This is a genomic window from Cohnella cholangitidis, from assembly GCF_014107495.1.
Lineage (GTDB): Bacteria > Bacillota > Bacilli > Paenibacillales > Paenibacillaceae > Cohnella > Cohnella cholangitidis.
In genome coordinates, this window is sequence record NZ_CP041969.1 from 2,900,246 (window position 1) to 2,916,912 (window position 16,667).

At 53.5% G+C, this 16,667-nt stretch carries 17 protein-coding genes; 4 read left to right on the forward strand and 13 right to left on the reverse strand.

Annotated features, from left to right (window positions below):
- Positions 1-167: 167 nt before the first annotated feature.
- From FPL14_RS13700 to FPL14_RS13710, 3 genes are all read right to left on the reverse strand, one after another.
- The gene (locus tag FPL14_RS13700; protein ID WP_182303522.1) at positions 168-662 is read right to left on the reverse strand and encodes a hypothetical protein; all 495 of its coding nucleotides are present in this window, start codon (positions 660-662) and stop codon (positions 168-170) included.
- A 234-nt stretch (positions 663-896) separates the two neighbouring features.
- Entirely contained in the window at positions 897-1,649 is a 753-nt protein-coding gene (locus FPL14_RS13705) for a hypothetical protein (protein WP_182303523.1), read from the reverse strand.
- Between the two features lie 10 nt (positions 1,650-1,659).
- Complete coding sequence (locus tag FPL14_RS13710) at positions 1,660-2,976, reverse strand: SPFH domain-containing protein (protein ID WP_182303524.1); 1,317 nt, start codon at positions 2,974-2,976, stop codon at positions 1,660-1,662.
- 373 nt (positions 2,977-3,349) lie between these two features.
- Between FPL14_RS13710 and FPL14_RS13715 the strand changes: the two genes are divergently transcribed.
- Positions 3,350-3,505, forward strand: a complete 156-nt coding sequence (locus tag FPL14_RS13715) for a DUF1540 domain-containing protein (RefSeq protein WP_135152798.1) — start codon at positions 3,350-3,352, stop codon at positions 3,503-3,505.
- Between the two features lie 145 nt (positions 3,506-3,650).
- Here the strand turns inward: FPL14_RS13715 and FPL14_RS13720 are convergent, their stop codons facing one another.
- Positions 3,651-4,328: a hypothetical protein gene (locus tag FPL14_RS13720; RefSeq protein WP_182303525.1), complete on the reverse strand. Its 678-nt coding sequence runs from the start codon at positions 4,326-4,328 to the stop codon at positions 3,651-3,653.
- Between the two features lie 214 nt (positions 4,329-4,542).
- Here FPL14_RS13720 and FPL14_RS29935 point away from each other — a divergent pair, with 214 nt between their 5' ends.
- From FPL14_RS29935 to FPL14_RS13730, 3 genes are read left to right on the forward strand one after another with little or no spacing between them, the layout of a single operon-like run.
- A complete protein-coding gene (locus tag FPL14_RS29935; RefSeq protein ID WP_229263908.1) occupies positions 4,543-5,070 on the forward strand; it encodes a hypothetical protein in 528 nt (175 codons plus the stop codon).
- Between the two features lie 50 nt (positions 5,071-5,120).
- Complete coding sequence (locus FPL14_RS13725; protein WP_229263909.1) at positions 5,121-6,686, forward strand: sensor histidine kinase; 1,566 nt, start codon at positions 5,121-5,123, stop codon at positions 6,684-6,686.
- Positions 6,683-7,327, forward strand: a complete 645-nt coding sequence (locus tag FPL14_RS13730; RefSeq protein WP_182303526.1) for a response regulator — start codon at positions 6,683-6,685, stop codon at positions 7,325-7,327. The genes FPL14_RS13725 and FPL14_RS13730 overlap by 4 nt, the downstream gene beginning before the upstream one ends.
- A 12-nt stretch (positions 7,328-7,339) precedes the next feature.
- On the opposite strand, the gene FPL14_RS13735 is transcribed toward FPL14_RS13730, so the two are convergent.
- The 9 genes from FPL14_RS13735 to FPL14_RS13775 all read right to left on the reverse strand — a co-directional run bounded on the left by FPL14_RS13735 (position 7,340) and on the right by FPL14_RS13775 (position 16,616).
- Positions 7,340-7,561 carry a hypothetical protein gene (locus FPL14_RS13735; protein WP_182303527.1) on the reverse strand — a complete coding sequence of 74 codons (222 nt, stop codon included), beginning with the start codon at positions 7,559-7,561 and terminating at the stop codon, positions 7,340-7,342.
- An 11-nt stretch (positions 7,562-7,572) separates the two neighbouring features.
- Complete coding sequence (locus tag FPL14_RS13740; RefSeq protein WP_182303528.1) at positions 7,573-8,790, reverse strand: Ger(x)C family spore germination protein; 1,218 nt, start codon at positions 8,788-8,790, stop codon at positions 7,573-7,575.
- Positions 8,787-9,896 carry a GerAB/ArcD/ProY family transporter gene (locus tag FPL14_RS13745; RefSeq protein WP_182303529.1) on the reverse strand — a complete coding sequence of 370 codons (1,110 nt, stop codon included), beginning with the start codon at positions 9,894-9,896 and terminating at the stop codon, positions 8,787-8,789. The genes FPL14_RS13740 and FPL14_RS13745 overlap by 4 nt, the downstream gene beginning before the upstream one ends.
- Before the next feature lie 10 nt (positions 9,897-9,906).
- The gene (locus FPL14_RS13750) at positions 9,907-11,532 is read right to left on the reverse strand and encodes a spore germination protein (protein WP_182303530.1); all 1,626 of its coding nucleotides are present in this window, start codon (positions 11,530-11,532) and stop codon (positions 9,907-9,909) included.
- A 26-nt stretch (positions 11,533-11,558) separates the two neighbouring features.
- Entirely contained in the window at positions 11,559-12,659 is a 1,101-nt protein-coding gene (locus FPL14_RS13755; protein ID WP_182303531.1) for a GerAB/ArcD/ProY family transporter, read from the reverse strand.
- Positions 12,660-12,803: 144 nt separating this feature from the next.
- Entirely contained in the window at positions 12,804-13,877 is a 1,074-nt protein-coding gene (locus FPL14_RS13760) for an ABC transporter substrate-binding protein (protein WP_182303532.1), read from the reverse strand.
- A complete protein-coding gene (locus FPL14_RS13765) occupies positions 13,874-14,680 on the reverse strand; it encodes an ABC transporter permease (RefSeq protein WP_182303533.1) in 807 nt (268 codons plus the stop codon). The genes FPL14_RS13760 and FPL14_RS13765 overlap by 4 nt, the downstream gene beginning before the upstream one ends.
- Positions 14,677-15,483 (reverse strand): ABC transporter permease, encoded by an 807-nt coding sequence (locus tag FPL14_RS13770; RefSeq protein ID WP_182303534.1) that lies wholly within the window; start codon positions 15,481-15,483, stop codon positions 14,677-14,679. The genes FPL14_RS13765 and FPL14_RS13770 overlap by 4 nt, the downstream gene beginning before the upstream one ends.
- Positions 15,480-16,616, reverse strand: coding sequence for an ABC transporter ATP-binding protein (locus tag FPL14_RS13775; protein WP_182303535.1), 1,137 nt, complete (start codon positions 16,614-16,616; stop codon positions 15,480-15,482). The genes FPL14_RS13770 and FPL14_RS13775 overlap by 4 nt, the downstream gene beginning before the upstream one ends.
- Positions 16,617-16,667 lie beyond the last annotated feature (51 nt).

Sequence of the window (16,667 nt, forward strand, 5' to 3'; positions counted from 1 at the left end):
CCCAAACCTAACGCTGCCGATCCGATTTATTGGCCATTACCCTCTATCCTACCACATCCGGGCATTCGACATGTACTGTTACCCGAATCGGTCAAACACAAAACCCGCAATAGCGTCTATTCTATCGCGCTACGCGGGTTACAAATGTTGCCTTCTTAATCCATGTCCTATGCCGGAATAAACAACACATTGCCGCAGAACTCGCATTCCTTGGACTCGCCTGGGACGACGCCGGAACTTGAACCGCATCCGGTACATATTATCGGTTGCGTTGCAACCGAGCTTGCCGGGCCCGCTGGTCCATTCACGATGATCTGGTTTCTCGTCGCAATGGACGGACTTCCTGATGAGGAATGGCCTGCCCCCGAGCGGCCGCTCAGCTTAACTAGCCTGTTCGCAACATCCAACGTGGCATCGGACATTTTACCGGAAGCGATCATATAGCTGATATCCTGGGTTACGTTGCGAACGCTCTGACCCGTTAACTCGGAGATACGGTCGAGCGATTCGACTCCCTGGGCCGTCGTTATATTATAGTACAGATGATACAAGTTGTTCATGTTCTTCTTCCTGCTTGCTCCCAGCACATAGAATACAATAGCCGGAATCCCGAGAACAACGGCGAAGATAATGATAACCGCCGTCAAATCGGATGAATTCATCGTAGGAGAATCCGCCGTTACAAGAATCATGAGACATGTAAACGCGGTGAAAAGAGTCGAGAAGGAGTGTCCCACCAACATGTAATCCTTCGCCCTCAAATGATTGTACTTAGCGTGTAACGCAAACCGAATAATCAACAACACGATCCCGACTGGGAAAAATATAAACATTGCTGCCAGAACGAAAACGCTATGAATCCTAGGACTGTCTATAGTCAAGGTGCTACCCCTTCCTTATCCTTTCAATTGAATGAGCCGTTGATTCCTTACCGTTACTTGATTCGTAAGCTCATGAATTTGCTTGTTCAGCCTCTCGGCTTCTCCGTCCGTTTCCGAAGCGGCCGCCAGCTCGCTTATCTCGTTCGCCAATAGGCGAATCCGGTTCAGAACGTTCTTCTCCGTGCCGGAGAGCGATGGATGAGACACAGGGTCGCTATATCGGACCTTCTCGTCCAACTCCGCGATTCCTTTTCTCAGTGCTCCGCTTGCCTCGTCGTTCCAGCCATCCAACTCTGCTTTAATTAGCAATAAAGTATCGCGCACTTCAGGTACCCAATCGTGCGAGGAAGCGGAAGGATCGCCGTCCCGTTGTTCCGCATGCCGGACATAAAGAGTGATCAAGCTCGCCATAATCGCCGCCAGTGCTAAAGCGATGAAGTGCAGGAGACCATAGGAGAACGTCGAAATATCCGCTGCGAGCGAGAACACGATGATGAATACGATAACGACGGCCAGGTATAGTCCGGCAATCGCGCTATAAGCCAGATAACCCGGAATCAACGCGCTTGCTCTCTTCCCGCCCGAAATATAGTGAAGCGCCAAACCGTATATCGCGGTCTCCGCCAAGAGCAACGCGCCTAACGAGATCCACGTATGGCTTGTCCGGGAGAACGGCAATCCGATCAGAAACACGACCGCTAGGGTAATCAATATGACGAGTACGTATATCAAGGTCACAATCCGCGAATAATCCCTCTGTTTATCCATGCCAAGCCTCCTACTCGATCAATTTATTCCCGCATTCCAGGCAGAATTTCTGGCCCGGCTTGATTTCATGCTGGCATTGGCCGCACTTCAGGCTCATGCTCGTCCCGCAATTCATGCAGAACTTGCCCGCAGGATCGACCGACTCTCCGCAGTTATGGCAAGGGTTGCCTCCGATCGTATGACCGCACTTCGCGCAGCTTACGGCATCTTGGGCATTGTCCGCTCCGCATTTCGAGCAAGCGTTATTGGGGTCCCCGCAATGCAAGCAGAACTTAGCGCCTTTGGGGAACGTTTGGCCGCACGAATTGCATTGCACTTCCGTTGCTTGCGGCGCCGTCGCCGCTGCTACGTAAGAGTATCCGCAGGAAGCGCAGAATTGCGCGTCTTGGCGATTCGTCGACTGGCATTTCGGACAAGCTTTGTTGTCGGCCGGAGCGACCGGAGCTATATTCATCTGGTTCGTCAGGCCCGACATCTGGTTGCCGACGGCTCCGCCGATTCCGAATCCCATCCCTAGGCCGATTCCCGCTCCCATCACGTTTGCGCTGCCGCTGCCTTCGTTCCTCGCGGCGCCTTCAAGCGTGTCGAAGGTCCGTTCTTGCTGATAGGTATAACCGAGAATGTCCATCTCCGCCTTTTTGGATAGAGCTTCCTTCAGCCTGACGGTTGCCGGATCGTCGTCGGGAATGTTGATGGAATCGATGAAGAAGTTCAGGATGCGGATACCGTATTCTAGGAATACGGGCGCGATCCGTTCTTCGATATGTTTGGAAATTTCCGAAATATAGGCGTTGATCTCCAGAATGCTGATTTTCTTGAATATTAAGTAGGAGGAAATCAGTTCGTGGATGTTCATCATGAGCACGCCGCGGAAATGCCTCGTCATCGCATCCTTATCGAATACCGGGATCGTTCCGATCAGCTTCAGCAGAAACTTCCGCGTATCTTCGATCTGCAGACCGAATTGCCCGAAGGAACGAACGGATGCGATAATTTGATATTTCGGATCCTGCAGCTGCAACGGAGTCGCCGTGCCCCACTTGACGTCGAGCGAGCTGATTTTGTTGACGTACCAGACCTCTGCCGTGAACGGGGACCTTCCTCCGAACGGAAGATTGACGATCGCCTGCAGCCCCGGTATATTTTGCGTGCTTAACGTGTGCCTGCCCGCTCCGAACAGATCCAGCGCTTTGCCGCCTTTGAACAGGATTGCCTCCTGCGTCTCGTTCACGATCAATTGCGTCCAAGTTCCCAATTCCTGATTGGGATATTTCCATGCGAACACGTCCGCAGGTCCATCGAATTTGACGACTTCTACGATTGCCATTGCGCCCTTGCCCCCTATTGAATGTTAAACCGCGATCTAGCGTTGCCGTTGACGAGTTTAGGCACGATTCAACAAATTTCGCTTCTTTTTTCTATTCTACGTATAATAAAATTTTCCTTTGAAACATTTACCATTCCTATAAAAAGAATTCAAATGACGCCAAAAAACCCGCAAACTTCCCTTTTCGAGAAGGTTGCGGGCTACCGCACGTATAAACGAACCGCCTTCGACCATCCTATTGAGAGGTAAAAGTTCAACAAAGCCAAACGCACCCCGGCTTATTGAACTACCTAAAAGTAAGAGTTCAACAAGTCGGTTTCGTGGATCAAAAGATGACTTTTTGAACTTCCGCTCAAAGGAGGTGAGATGAATAATGGCTAAAGACGTGCTGTGCGAAGTGAACTCCTGCAAGTATTGGGCGCCAGGCAATGCCTGCAACGCCTCCTCCATCTACGTTGTGAACAACCGCAACAAGCAAGCTTCCCATTCGGAAGAAACAGACTGCAAGACGTTCGAACCGAAAATCTAGGACGTGCCCTCACACATCCTGCAAGGCAAGGCATCCGTCCGGATGCCTTTTGCTTCGTTCCCTTGTATTGTAACCAACATTGAGAATTATTATCACTCAAAGTTCTCTTTTCCTAAATAAATCGCTTAGATCAAGCAAACAACCGTCAGACGGTCACCTGTTCCTCCACGATTGCCGCTTGCTTCTTCTCGAAGGCCAGCGCCGCCCCGAACGCAACGAACACCAGATGCACGATCGGGAACGTATTCACGTTCTTCGGCGCGAACATCCCCCCGATGAGAATCGCTATAGCCGCGAGCACGAATAAGCCGACCGATTTGTGGAACACTTTCGCCTTGACTGTCGATATTCCGAGCAATAGCATCCCGCCAAGAATGCCCGGGAGCAAAGGGATTAGGACGAGAAGCGTGATCGGATAATCATCGATCATAAGATTGTTCACGTAGTTGTTGACCGTATTCAGCACCTCGTCGGACGACACCAGGTTGTAGATGATCGGATAGGCCAGAATTTGAAACGGACCGTGGAAAATCTCCAGAATCATCCCCACGAACAGCAGCGGAAATCCGATCCATCCCCATAGCTTTAACTTTTCCGCTTGCCGCAAATAGATAGCAGGCATTCCCAGCAGCAACAGGATCGATGCCCAAGCCAGCCACACGTGCGTATTGACGGCCGTTTCTATGAAATCCGGAATGTCTTTCAACGTTTCGGGCGTATCTCCGATATGCAGCAACTGTCCGCTAACCCCCATCAATCCGCCGATCAATAGCGCCCATCCGCTGAATTTCAAATACCCCTTAGGGATTTGCATTTGATTCATTTGCGTTTCTCCTCCTTATTCGCATGCGTCATTCGGTTACATCATAGTGCCCCGCTTTTCCCGCCGGGAAGAGGCCGCGTTTCCCGAAAGCCGGGAAAGTCGTCCGGGAATATTTCGCGACTTTGGGAATTATGGTTTACGCGTGAAAATAGTCCCTGCTATACTCTCCAAGAAGCCAATCCATTGCGATTTGCGCGGAGGAGAGTAGAACGGTTTGAGATTAACCCGAATCCTATCCGGAATCATCTGCCTGATCGGCATTGCTTTATTCGTATACGCGATTCCCGTCTTTTACGTTGAACTGCGCGACCAATGCGTCGATCAAGCTTGCAACGCCTTTTACGACACTCCTCCCAGCTCGGCATGGCTTGAATCCCATGGCTTGAACAACCGTATTTTCGCGGGCGCCTATACCGGTCTATACGCTCTGTTCGGGCTTGCTTATATTGGCGTCGGAATCATCGTCTTTCGCAAAAAATCGAAAGAACTGATCGGCCAAGTGTCTTCCGTCGCGCTTGTTCTTCAGGGCTTCACTTTTAATTCCCTCTCCCACGGCATTCAAGGCGTTCATCCGATACTGGATTATCTCTTGTTCGTTGTCGAAGGCTTTTCTTTTATCGCGCTTATGACTTTGTTTTTCATTTTTCCCAATGGCAAATTCAACCCCGGCTGGACCCGATATTTGCTTCTTGCCATTGTCGTGCCCGGGCTGCTTAAAGCCTATTTCCCAATAGTAATATAGACATCCAGCAGTCTTCCCCAACCCTATTCCTAATATGGGTGCTCTTCTGGATGGGCAGTCTCATCGTCGTTCAAATCTACCGCTACCGCAAAGTTCTTGACCCGCTCGAACGGCAGCAGACCAAGTGGGCCGTGGCCGGCATGTCCGCCGCCATCGCCGGGCTGCTTATCATTACGATCCTCCATATCGTGAGGAACGACTTTCTGCAATCCAACCCGCAATACTTGTTCTTGTCCGAGATCGTCCTTTCCGCGTCGATGATGCTCCTTCCGTTTACTTTGCTCTTCGCTATCCTGCGGAGAAGATTATGGGATATCGACCCCATCGTGAACCGTACGTTAGTGTTCGGGATGCTCAGCTTGTTGGTCGCGACTATCTATATCGGCGTCGTGTGGTACATCGGACAGATCTTCCGATCCGCTTCCCCGTGGCTGAACTCCTTGATCGCCACCGGCCTCGTCGCCATCGTGTTCGCCCCTCTGAAAGAAAAGCTTCAAAAAATCGTCAATCGGTTGATGTACGGGGAAAATGACGACCCGCTCGCGGTATTGGCGCGGCTAGGCAGAAATCTCGAAAATCCGCTCTCTCCTCATGACGCTTTGAACGTCGTAGTTCGCACGGTGCGCGAGGCGCTGCGGCTGCCTTATTCCGGCCTGGAGCTGCATCAGAACGGGGAAACGTTCATCGTAGCCGAGGACGGGGAATCGCAAGTGACCCCGACTCTATTCCCTCTGATTCATCGCGGACAACGGTTAGGAAACTTGCTAGTCTCGCCTCGTTCTCCCGGCGAAGCCTTCTCTCTCTCCGACCAACGCTTCTTGGACATGCTTGTCCGCCAAGCCGGCGCCGTCGTGCAAAGCGCCAAAGCCTCCATCGATCTCCACCTGGCGGCGGAGGATCTCAAGGAATCCCGCGAACGGCTCGTCTTGGCGCGGGAAGAGGAGCGCAGACGGCTTAGACGCAATCTGCACGACGACTTGGCGCCAAGGCTGGCCGCGCTCGCACTCACCGCATCTGCCGCCGAGAGCTTGCTGCAAACCGATCCTGCCACCACCAGAACGATACTCGTCGAGCTGCAGACGGTTATTCGGTCCACTGTCGCGGACATTCGCAGGCTCGTTCACGATCTGCGCCCGCCGGCTCTCGACGAATTGGGTCTGATCGGAGCTATTCAAGAGAGGATTCACGACTTGTCCAGACCGATGAAGCCCGCCGAAGCCGGCCATGATTCGACACCCGTTCCCGCCGCGTCCCGGCTGCAATTCCGTTTGAACGCTCCCGAGCGGTTGCCTGCTCTGCCGGCCGCGGTCGAGGTTGCCGCCTTCCGTATCGTAACCGAAGCAATAGTGAACGTGGTCAGGCATGCCCAAGCCACGTTGTGCGAAGTGAACATCCGCCTAGGAAGAGCGCTGGAAATCGAAATACGGGACAACGGGCGCGGGGTAAAAGATAAGCGCGAGGCCAATCCGAGCGGAGGGATCGGACTGCATTCGATGCGCGAGCGCGCGGAAGAGCTTGGGGGCTATTGCCTGATCGAAGCTTTGCAGCCGAATGGAACGAAGGTACTGGCGTTATTGCCGATTACCGAAGACGATAAGGGGAGCGAGAGCGCATGAAGCCATTACGGATCGTTATCGTAGACGATCATCCTTTGTTCCGACATGGCGTCCGGACGCTATTCTTGACGACGCCCGAGCTTGAAGTCGTAGGCGAAGCCTCCAACGGAGAAGAAGCGATCGAATTGGCGCGGTCGCTGCAGCCCGATGTGATGCTGATGGACATCCGAATGCCGGGAATTAGCGGCATCGAGGTTACGCGTAAAATCACGACCCTATTTCCGTCGATCCGAATCTTGATCCTAACGATGTTCGAGGACGACTCCTCCGTATTCACCGCCATGCGCAACGGAGCCAAAGGTTACGTATTGAAGGATGCGGAGAAAGACGAACTGCTGCGCGCCATCCACGCGGTAGGAAACGGGGAAGCCATCTTCAGTCCCGGAATCGCCTCCCGGATGATCGAATATTTCGCGATTACGCGACCGGCCGCCCGGGAAGAAGTTTTCCCCGAGCTCAGCGCCAGGGAACGCGAGGTCCTGTATCTCATGACCGAGGGCATGCACAATGCGGATATGGCCAGAAAGCTCGATATAAGCGGTAAAACGATTGCGAATTACATCGCGAATATTCTGGGCAAGCTGCAAGTATCCGACCGCCAAGAGGCAATGCGGCTCGCCCGCGAGTCCCGCCGGGAATAGCGGCCTTCTAAGTTAAGTAAACCACCTGCCGACGGTACTGAACACCCATGTATGCATCTGCGGGATCGATCCGATCGGAAAATCGAAGATCTCCGCCAGGCTCATGTAGATGCACCATGCCATCAATACGGAGTACCAGACGAGCTCCGATTTCTTGCCTTTCTTAGTAATCGATCGAATTCCGGTTATGAAGAGGACGGCATAAGCCGCCAAGCAAAGCATCGCGTTCTCCACTTGCCGCCCCCCTAATCCTTCTCCGTCAAATTTTTGAACGATTTATTGGTGAGTCCCGTCCGTTTGATCGTAAAGTTCACATGCGGTTCGATCTCTATTTGCGCGAATGTGGCGGGCCAATCTTTCTTCAGTTGCTTCCACTGCTTCGGATATTGGCGATGGATTTCATCCGCGAAACCGACGATATCGGCCTTCATTTTCCTGGTCGCATTCCACGAGAACCCGATGATCTCCTTCACCTTCGACTCCAATTGCGTCTCCAACTGCTTGATGACCTTCGGATCGTTCAATTCCAACGGACAATTGGTTTCGAGAAGCTCCCCCTCGGCCTTGACCTCGACTTTCATGACGTAACGGCCGCCGATTTTTGTCGGTTTCAGCTTGGTCGTAGAACGCTTAATCCGGAAGGACGTGTTCTCATTGCGTTCGGCCGGGCCGCAAGCAGTGCTCAGAGTCGTTGCTTTGATCTTATTCCGCATAAAAGCGACGCCAAGCGACTCGCTCCTCGACAGCCATCCGATCATCCGGTCGCCAGAAAGCACCGCCAAGCGCCCCAGCCGGAGCTTCGACGTAAGCGAGGTATGATTCAGAGCGTCCGCGGACGTGACTCCCGGCGAGCCGGATACGAGAATTTCGGGGATTACGGCGCTCTTCGCGGAGCTGACGATGTCCATAGCAAGATCATAGACCCGGACATTCGGCAACGCGGAGTATTCCGCGGCTTCCCGGCGCATCGTCTCCTCGATTCCGTCCCCGGGGATAATCTGGATCTGCATCAGTTGTTCGATGATGTTGCGGGCGTTGCCTTCGGCGAGCAAGACGCTTACCGTTTCCCGCGAATCGGAATTTCGGAAATAGACGTCGATTAACGGTGCCAAGCCGTGACGGGCGGCCGCATCGCTGACCACGAGGACGCGCGTATGGGAGAAAAACAGATGGCGCGGACTTTCCAGCGTGCTGCGCCATACCGCGTCCCTTATCGTTTTGCTCTTGGTGGAATAGACGACGACCGGCAGCTTGGCCGCGCCTCCTCCTACCGCGGTCATGGCTGCCGAGATCGCCGACGGAATAACGACTTGATAGGAGACTACCCATTCTCCGTTCTCCCAATCGATCGCCGTTGCCGAAGTGATTGCCAGCTCGTTCAGCTCCGTGCGGTCCCAGCAGCCCGTCGTTACGAAGGCCAACCCGAGGCACAACGCCGCGATCAACCCTTTCCTCCTCATCATGATCCCTCCGATCCCACTGCCTTCCTTCCCTTCCACATCAAAGCCAGCATCAGAACGACGGGAAAGACGATGTTGAACATCTGCAGGATAGGTCCCGATACGAATTGCTGGTAGTGGTTAAATGCCGAGTTGTTAGGCCATGAGTAAAGCGCCGTTAATAGAATAAGTATGCCTAAGACGATCTGGAACGGCTTCTCGTCGCGAATCCGGAACGCATGGGAGAAGCAATGCACCGTACCATAGAAGAAAACGCAAATCTTAATAAAGGCCGTCGGGATCCAAACGCTGATAAAGATCAAATCGACCCGTTCCACGAATCTGCCGTATTTAATGATCTCCGCCGTCGCGAATGTCGGATAAGCCAGCAATTTGGGCAGTTCGGGGCCGAAAACGAACAAGACCATCAAAACCACGACAAGCATTTGTACCGCTGCGATCGATATGCCCACGATACCGATCTTGCTCGCCAGAGCCGGCTTGCTAATATAGGGGACAAGCAGCAGCAAGAAAGCCGATTCCGAGATCCAACCGATCGCCGGAATCCCGCCTTGAAGAATCTGCGGCAACGTCGCTTCCCCGATCGGAAACAAATACTTCAATTTCATTTGATTGAACTGCATGCCCATGCCCAGGGTAAGGAAAACCAATGTTCCCACGTATACGATGGCGCTGATTCGGGCGATCACTTCGATGCCTTCCGCGACCGCATACCATATGACGAGCAAAATGACCGTCGCGATAACGATAAGCGGCGTTTCGTGCAGCAATTCATCGGAAAGGAAATTCAAACACTCCCTCAGCACGACCGCCGTAGTCGACAAATAATACTGTACGATCACGACGCCGAAGATGACGCTGACCGCCCGCCCGAATCGTTTTTCAATAAGCGCCATAAGGGGGAGGCCCGGATTTCTGCGGCAAACGGATCCATAAATCAGCGCAATTACGATTCCGATAACCCAGGCCGCTATGACCGAGATCCAAGCATCCTGGGAAGCCGCTCCGACGGCGATCGTGGGAATGACGAGCACCGCGGTAGGGGTTATCGCGTTGTTCACTAAGAAAATCGCTTGAACGGTCGATATCTTCTCCTTGTTCGGCTGCATGGCTGTGCTCCTAAGATTTCGAGTTTCGTCCGGGAGGCTTCGGCATTTGATCCTGGCCTTGTCTCACCGGATTGTTCTTACCAACCATTGTCGGCGGGCGTTTCTTCATGGCCCACATGGGGGCGCGAACGAACGTATCCTTCCAATTCGTCCAGACGAAAGGCGACAACGGAGCGAGATACGGGACGCCGAACGAGCGCAGCCCCGCCAGATGAATCAGAATGACCATCATGCCCGACATGATTCCGAACAAGCCGAGCGTCCCCGCCAGAATCATCATTCCGAATCGAATGAGTCTGGCGGCAATCGCCATATTGATCGCGGGAATAACGAAATTCGCGATTGCCGTGAAGGACACGACGATTACCATCGCCGCCGATACGAGTCCGGCTTGAACCGCTGCTTGCCCTAGAACGAGCGCGCCGACGATGGAGATCGCGGGTCCGATGACCCGCGGCATGCGTACCCCCGCTTCCCGGAGTACCTCGAACGTAATTTCCATGAGCAGTCCTTCGACGATTGCCGGAAAGGGAACGCCTTCCCGCTGCGCGGCCAAACTGATAAGAAGCGGCGTCGGGAGCATCTCTTGATGATAGGTCGTGATCGCGATGAATAGCGACGGCAGCAGCGTGGACACGAAGAACGCAACGTAACGGATTAGCCGCAAGAACGTTGCGATATCATAGCGTTGGTAGAAATCTTCGCTCGACTGGAAGAATCGGACGAACGAGACCGGCGCCAGCAGCACGAACGGAGTGCCGTCCACGATAACCGCGATTTGCCCTTCGAGAATTCCCGCTGCGGCGGCGTCCGGCCGCTCGGTGTTCTCGATCGTCGGGAAGGGAGAAACCGCGGCATCTTGGATGAACTCCTCGATATAGCCGCTTTCCAGGATGCTGTCGGTATCGATCCTATCCAGCCGCGCGTGCATCTCTTGCACGATAGAATCTTTCGCGATCCCTTTCAGGTATACGAGCACGATCTGCGTCTTCGTTTGCTTGCCTAGCTGCTTCTTCTCCACCCTTAAGTCGGGCGATTTAATGCGTCGCCGGAGCAAGGATACGTTCGTCTTGATCGTCTCCGTGAAGCTTTCTTTAGGTCCCCGAATAACCGTCTGCGAACTCGGTTCCTCGACGGAGCGCTTGTCTCCGCCCGAGGTGCCGGCCGACATGGCGACCGGGCAACCTTGAAGGAATATGAGCGTGCTGCCCTCAAGCATGCTCGTCAGCGCTTCGTCCAGCGTTTGGATTTCATCGACTTGCCCGACCGCCAGCACCCGGTTTTTCAAGATGCGGAACCATTCATTTGGAGACGTCGGGGAGGATTGCCCTCCCATCTCGGCCATTATCGGATGCAGGAGCATCTGATTGACCGTTAGCTGATCGACCAAGTCATCGATATAGACGAACGCAATGCCTTCCATACCCGGCGCCGCGTCGTCGATTGTGCGAACGACGACATCCCCGCTCTCTCCGAGGGCGGATTGGATCCAGCGAACGTTGCTTGCGATGTCCGCGGAAAGGCGTGCCGAAGCGTTCCGCGAACCGCTATTCCGGTGGGTGTCGCCCTGAGCTCCGGCTCCGCCCCCGCTGTTTTTTCTTCTTTTGCCGAAGAAGGGAAGTTTCCATAGTTTCATGTGGGTTCCTCATCTTTGCTTATTGGTCAGTGCGGCGCGGCGCTACTCCCTTTGAAACGGGATTTGATCAGCATGACCAACAAGACAACCACTGGGATCGCGATTTGAAAAATCGGAAAGTGGTATTTCAAATTTTTCTCGAAACCGAACCAGATATGCTGCATGTAGCTCCTGAACATCAAGGAACCGATGAAGATCAATACTCCCGCGGGAATGACCGCGCTGCTCCGTCTCGTCTTGAACACTTGGGCAATCGTCAACGCCGTTCCGAAGAAGTACGCGGTCATCTTCATGAATACGCCTCCGAACAGCAGCAGCGCGACCGCGGGATCGAGTCTTTCAATGAAATCCGCGACCTGCACCAGATTCACGACTTGGATGAGCGGAACGACGCTGAACGACGACAACGATCCAAGACTGGCGATAATGAAAATGTTGGTTACCGTAATGAACGTCCCGGCGAACAGAAAACTTCTCAAAGTCACTTTCGTCGTTTTATCGCCTGGCGCGGCATATTTCCAGAACATCAGGAACAGCACCATCTCTCCGAACGGAAAGGAGATCAATCCCGGAATCGCCGCGTATAACACCTTCTTGAACCCGTTGTCGAGCATCGGCAGCATGCGATGGAGATCGAATAGCCCCGTAGAATAGATCACGATGAATAATAGGATATAAATGATTATGAGGACGGGCAGGAGAATTTCGGCGATTCGCGCGAACACTTCGACTCCCTGATAGACCGCATAACCGGCCACCGCCAAAAATACGAACATAATGAACCATAGCGGCGTCGCGGGCAGCAAATACATAATCATCAAATCCCCGAATTCTCGAACGTTCCTGACCGCCTTGTAACAGAAGTAGACGATGTACGATGCCCCGAATACGGTTCCCGCCGCCTTACCGAACGTTCGGATGAATATCTCGATCAGATTTTTGTCCGGTTCCATGCGATGGATCGGCAACGTCACCAAGAGCATTAACGTAATGCCGCCCAGCATTCCGATGACGACCGCGAGCCACGCATCCGCTCCCGCATCGCTGGCTAGCAGGAACAACGGCGAACTGCCGATCTGGAACAGAATGATCAGGGCGGCCAACTGGGACTGGCTGATTCTTTCCATTAGCAACCTCTTGGAAGTAAGGATCACAACGCGTAGTTAATATTTCCAATTAGGTGAAAATCATGCGCGCCTTGCAAGACTAATATAACGCGAAGAGGCTGCTCCTCCGTCCGGCGACAGGGAACAGCCTCTCTTATGCGTTCATTACTTTCGATGCATCTTAAACTCCAGGAACAGCTCGTTATAGTGGGATAGCATTTTTTTGCCGAGGTTCTCGTACACTTCCAGCTTCTCCGTCATTTCGGGATTCGGATAGAATCGCTCGTCCTGCGAAATCTCCTCCGGCAGCAACTTAAGCGCCTCGGAATTGGGGGTGGAGTATCCGACGTATTCCGTATTCCTCGCCGCGATCTCGGGGTCCAGCATGAAGTTGATGAACTTGTGCGCCCCTTCGATATTCCGGGCGGTCTTGGGAATGACCATATTGTCGAACCACAGATTCGAGCCTTCGCTCGGAATGACATAGTCCAGTTTCTCGTTCTCTCCCATGATCTCGGATGCATCCCCGGACCAGACGACTCCGACAGCCGCTTCCTCCCCGGCGAGCAGCATCTTGATCTCGTCTCCGACGATCGCCTTGATGTTCGGAGTCAGGGTTCCCAGCTTCCGCTTGGCTTCCTGCAGATGCTCTTCATCGGTATCGTTAAGCGAATAATTCAAGCTATTCAGCCCGAAACCCATCACTTCCCGAGCTCCGTCCACCAATAGAATTTGATTGCGAAGGTCTTCGCTCCACAGATCGTTCCAGCTATTGAACGTTCGTCCTCCCAACAGCTCCGAATTGAAGATGATCCCTACCGTCCCCCAGAAATACGGGATGGAATACTCGTTGTCCGGGTCGAAGCTTAAATTCATGAACCGGGGATCGACGTTGCCGAGGTTCGGGATCTTCGAATGATCGATCGGCAACAGCAAACCTTCCTCTTTCATCTTGCTGATCGCGTATTCGGACGGAATGCTGATGTCGAACGTCGTCCCTCCTTGCTCGATTTTCGTCATCATCGCTTCGTTGGAGTCGAAAGTCTGGTAGATGACTTTTATCCCCGTTTCCTCCTCGAACTCGGCGATCAGATCGGGATCGATATAATCGCCCCAATTGTATATCGTTAGCGTATTTGCCCCCGAGTACCCTTGCGAAGAGTTCAAGTAGGAAGTGAGGTACATAAGCCCGATGGCGATGACGAACACGGCCGCGAACAGGCGAACAAGCTGCTTCATGGCTGCACGACCCCCCAATCCGGTTTGCGGCTGCCGCGTCGATTCAGGAAGTAATAACCGACGACAAGAGTAATCGTGAACAAGAAGATCAGCGTCGACAGAGCATTAATGGACGGCGAAATCCCTTGGCGCGCGCGCGAGTAAATTTCGACCGACAAGGTCGAATAGCCATTCCCCGTCACGAAGAACGTGACCGCGAAGTCATCGAGCGAATAGGTGAGCGCCATGAAGAATCCCGCGAAAATACCCGGGCGAAGGAACGGAAGCACGACTTTGGTGAGCACTCCCCATCCGCTCGCTCCTAGATCCTTGGCCGCGTCGATTAACGTCGGGCTCATCTCCTGCAGCTTAGGCAGCACCATGAGGACCACGATCGGAACGCTGAACGCGATATGCGACAACAAAACCGAAGTGAAGCCGAGCTTAATGCCGAGCATCGTAAAAAAGATCAGGAACGACGCGCCGATAATGACGTCCGGACTGACGATAAGCACGTTGTTCATCGCCAGCAGCGAATTGCGCGGCTTGATCCTGCGCACTCGTTGGATAGCCAGCGCGCCGACTACGCCTAGAATCGTCGAGATAGCCGACGACAATAACGCGATGACGACCGTATTCAGCACGATAATGAGCAGGCGGGTATCCTGAAACACTTCTTTGTACCATTCGAGCGTAAACCCGTCGAAGCCGTGCATCGTGCCCGCGCTATTGAACGAGTAGTACATTAAGTACAGAATCGGCGCGTACAGGATAATAAACACGATAACAAGGTACAATTGGGCGAGCTTGCCGTTTTTTCTCATCGGATCGAATTCCTCGCTCCCCGGTTACCCGTCATCATCATGATGACGGCCATTACGATGATTAGCAGAACAGCGATCGCGGAGCCCATCCCCCAGTCCTGAGTAACCAGAAAATGCTGCTCGATCGCCGTACCTAACGTGACGACGCGATTGCCGGCGATCAACCGCGTTATCATGAACAGGGACAATGCCGGAATGAATACCGCCTGACAGCCCGCCTTCACGCCGCCTAGCGTAAGAGGAAACACGACGCGCCTGAACGTTTTCCACGGAGACGCTCCCAGATCCCTCGCCGCATAGATAAGCGAAGGGTTCAGTTCCTCTAACGCGTTGTAGATCGGCAAGATCATAAACGGAATGAAGATGTAGACGGAGACGAACACGAAGCTGAAATCGGTGAACAGGATTTGCCGCGTGCCGATTCCTACCCATTCGAATACCGCGTTCACGAAACCGTACGTGCCGAATAAGCCAATGAAGGCGTATGTTTTGAGCAGCAGGTTAATCCAGCTTGGCACGATAATGAGCAGTAGCCAGAGCTGCTTGTGCTTCGTGCGGGTCAGCCAGTAAGCCGTCGGATAGGCGACCAGCAGCGAGAACGCCGTAATGAGCAGCGCGTACCAGAACGAATTGAACGTCATTCGCAGATACACGGGCGTCAAGAACTTCTGAAAGTTGTCTAACGTAAAATTTCCTTCCACGTCGAAGAAGGAGTTGTAAACGATCAGTACGATCGGAGTCGCCACGAAGAGCAGCATCCAAGCCGCGTAAGGGATCAAATACAGGTTGCGGGATTTGGTCATCGCGCGTTCCCACCGCCCTTGCCGCCGCCGTCGGATTCATGATCATGATCGCTATAGGCTTCCAAGCGCCGGTCGAATTCCTCTTCCGTCTCGCCGAAGCGCATGACGTGAATCGCTTCGGGATCGAACCTCAAACCTACGCTGTCGCCGACTACCGCTTTCTTCGTCGAATGAACCAACCATTCGTTGCCCGCTTCGTCATACCCGCTAATCTCGTAATGAACGCCGCGGAAGAGCTGGCTATCGACCTTGATCAGCAGATTGCCTTGCTCGGGCGTCGTAATCTCCAAGTCTTCCGGTCGAATCATGATTTCTACAGGCTCGTTGGAAGAGAAGCCCTGATCGACGCACTCGAACGTCCGGTCGGCGAATTCGGCGAGGAAGTCGCGAATCATCCGTCCCGGGACGATATTGGATTCTCCGATAAAATCGGCGACGAACCGGTTGATCGGCTCGTCGTAGATATCCGTCGGAGTTCCGCTTTGCTGGATTTCCCCTTTGTTCAGTACGAAGATCTCGTCCGACATGGCAAGAGCTTCTTCCTGATCGTGCGTGACGAAAATAAACGTAATCCCCAGCCTGCGTTGAAGCTCCCGCAGCTCGTATTGCATCTCGGTACGAAGCTTCAAGTCGAGCGCCGACAACGGCTCGTCGAGCAGCAAAATTTCCGGCTCGTTCACGATCGCCCGGGCAATCGCCACGCGCTGCCGCTGGCCCCCGGACATCTCGGAAATTTCCCGGTCCTCGTACCCGTTAAGATTGACGAATCGGAGAGCTTCTTTGACCTTCTCGGTAATGACGGCATTTTTCAGCTTCTTGATCCGCAGGCCGAACGCCACGTTCTCGAACACGTTCAGATGCGGGAACAACGCGTAATCTTGGAACACCGTGTTCACTTGCCGCTTATCCGCCGGAACGTCGTTGATAACCTTGCCTTGGAAGTAAATGTTGCCCTCCGTCGGTTCGATGAATCCCGCGATCAGCCGCAAAATCGTCGTCTTGCCGCAACCGGACGGACCGAGCAACGTGTAGAATTTCCCCCGTTCGATCTCAAAGCTCACCTTGTCCAGCACCGTGTCCCGGTCATACTTCTGCGTTACGTTATCGAACCGAATAATCGTCTTATCAGTCATCGGCGTGGCATCCTTTTCCGCGGGGCCATCCCCGCCTAGTCTACTTTGTCT

What these genes read in the sequence shown, in the direction of transcription:
- FPL14_RS13700 (WP_182303522.1), bottom strand. Translation starts at nt 662, where the DNA reads ATGAATTCATCCGATTTGACGGCGGTTATCATTATCTTCGCCGTTGTT.
- FPL14_RS13705 (WP_182303523.1), bottom strand. Translation starts at nt 1,649, where the DNA reads ATGGATAAACAGAGGGATTATTCGCGGATTGTGACCTTGATATACGTA.
- FPL14_RS13710 (WP_182303524.1), bottom strand. Translation starts at nt 2,976, where the DNA reads ATGGCAATCGTAGAAGTCGTCAAATTCGATGGACCTGCGGACGTGTTC.
- FPL14_RS13715 (WP_135152798.1), top strand. Translation starts at nt 3,350, where the DNA reads ATGGCTAAAGACGTGCTGTGCGAAGTGAACTCCTGCAAGTATTGGGCG.
- FPL14_RS13720 (WP_182303525.1), bottom strand. Translation starts at nt 4,328, where the DNA reads ATGAATCAAATGCAAATCCCTAAGGGGTATTTGAAATTCAGCGGATGG.
- FPL14_RS13725 (WP_229263909.1), top strand. Translation starts at nt 5,121, where the DNA reads ATGGGCAGTCTCATCGTCGTTCAAATCTACCGCTACCGCAAAGTTCTT.
- FPL14_RS13730 (WP_182303526.1), top strand. Translation starts at nt 6,683, where the DNA reads ATGAAGCCATTACGGATCGTTATCGTAGACGATCATCCTTTGTTCCGA.
- FPL14_RS13740 (WP_182303528.1), bottom strand. Translation starts at nt 8,790, where the DNA reads ATGATGAGGAGGAAAGGGTTGATCGCGGCGTTGTGCCTCGGGTTGGCC.
- FPL14_RS13745 (WP_182303529.1), bottom strand. Translation starts at nt 9,896, where the DNA reads ATGCAGCCGAACAAGGAGAAGATATCGACCGTTCAAGCGATTTTCTTA.
- FPL14_RS13750 (WP_182303530.1), bottom strand. Translation starts at nt 11,532, where the DNA reads ATGAAACTATGGAAACTTCCCTTCTTCGGCAAAAGAAGAAAAAACAGC.
- FPL14_RS13755 (WP_182303531.1), bottom strand. Translation starts at nt 12,659, where the DNA reads ATGGAAAGAATCAGCCAGTCCCAGTTGGCCGCCCTGATCATTCTGTTC.
- FPL14_RS13760 (WP_182303532.1), bottom strand. Translation starts at nt 13,877, where the DNA reads ATGAAGCAGCTTGTTCGCCTGTTCGCGGCCGTGTTCGTCATCGCCATC.
- FPL14_RS13765 (WP_182303533.1), bottom strand. Translation starts at nt 14,680, where the DNA reads ATGAGAAAAAACGGCAAGCTCGCCCAATTGTACCTTGTTATCGTGTTT.
- FPL14_RS13770 (WP_182303534.1), bottom strand. Translation starts at nt 15,483, where the DNA reads ATGACCAAATCCCGCAACCTGTATTTGATCCCTTACGCGGCTTGGATG.
- FPL14_RS13775 (WP_182303535.1), bottom strand. Translation starts at nt 16,616, where the DNA reads ATGACTGATAAGACGATTATTCGGTTCGATAACGTAACGCAGAAGTAT.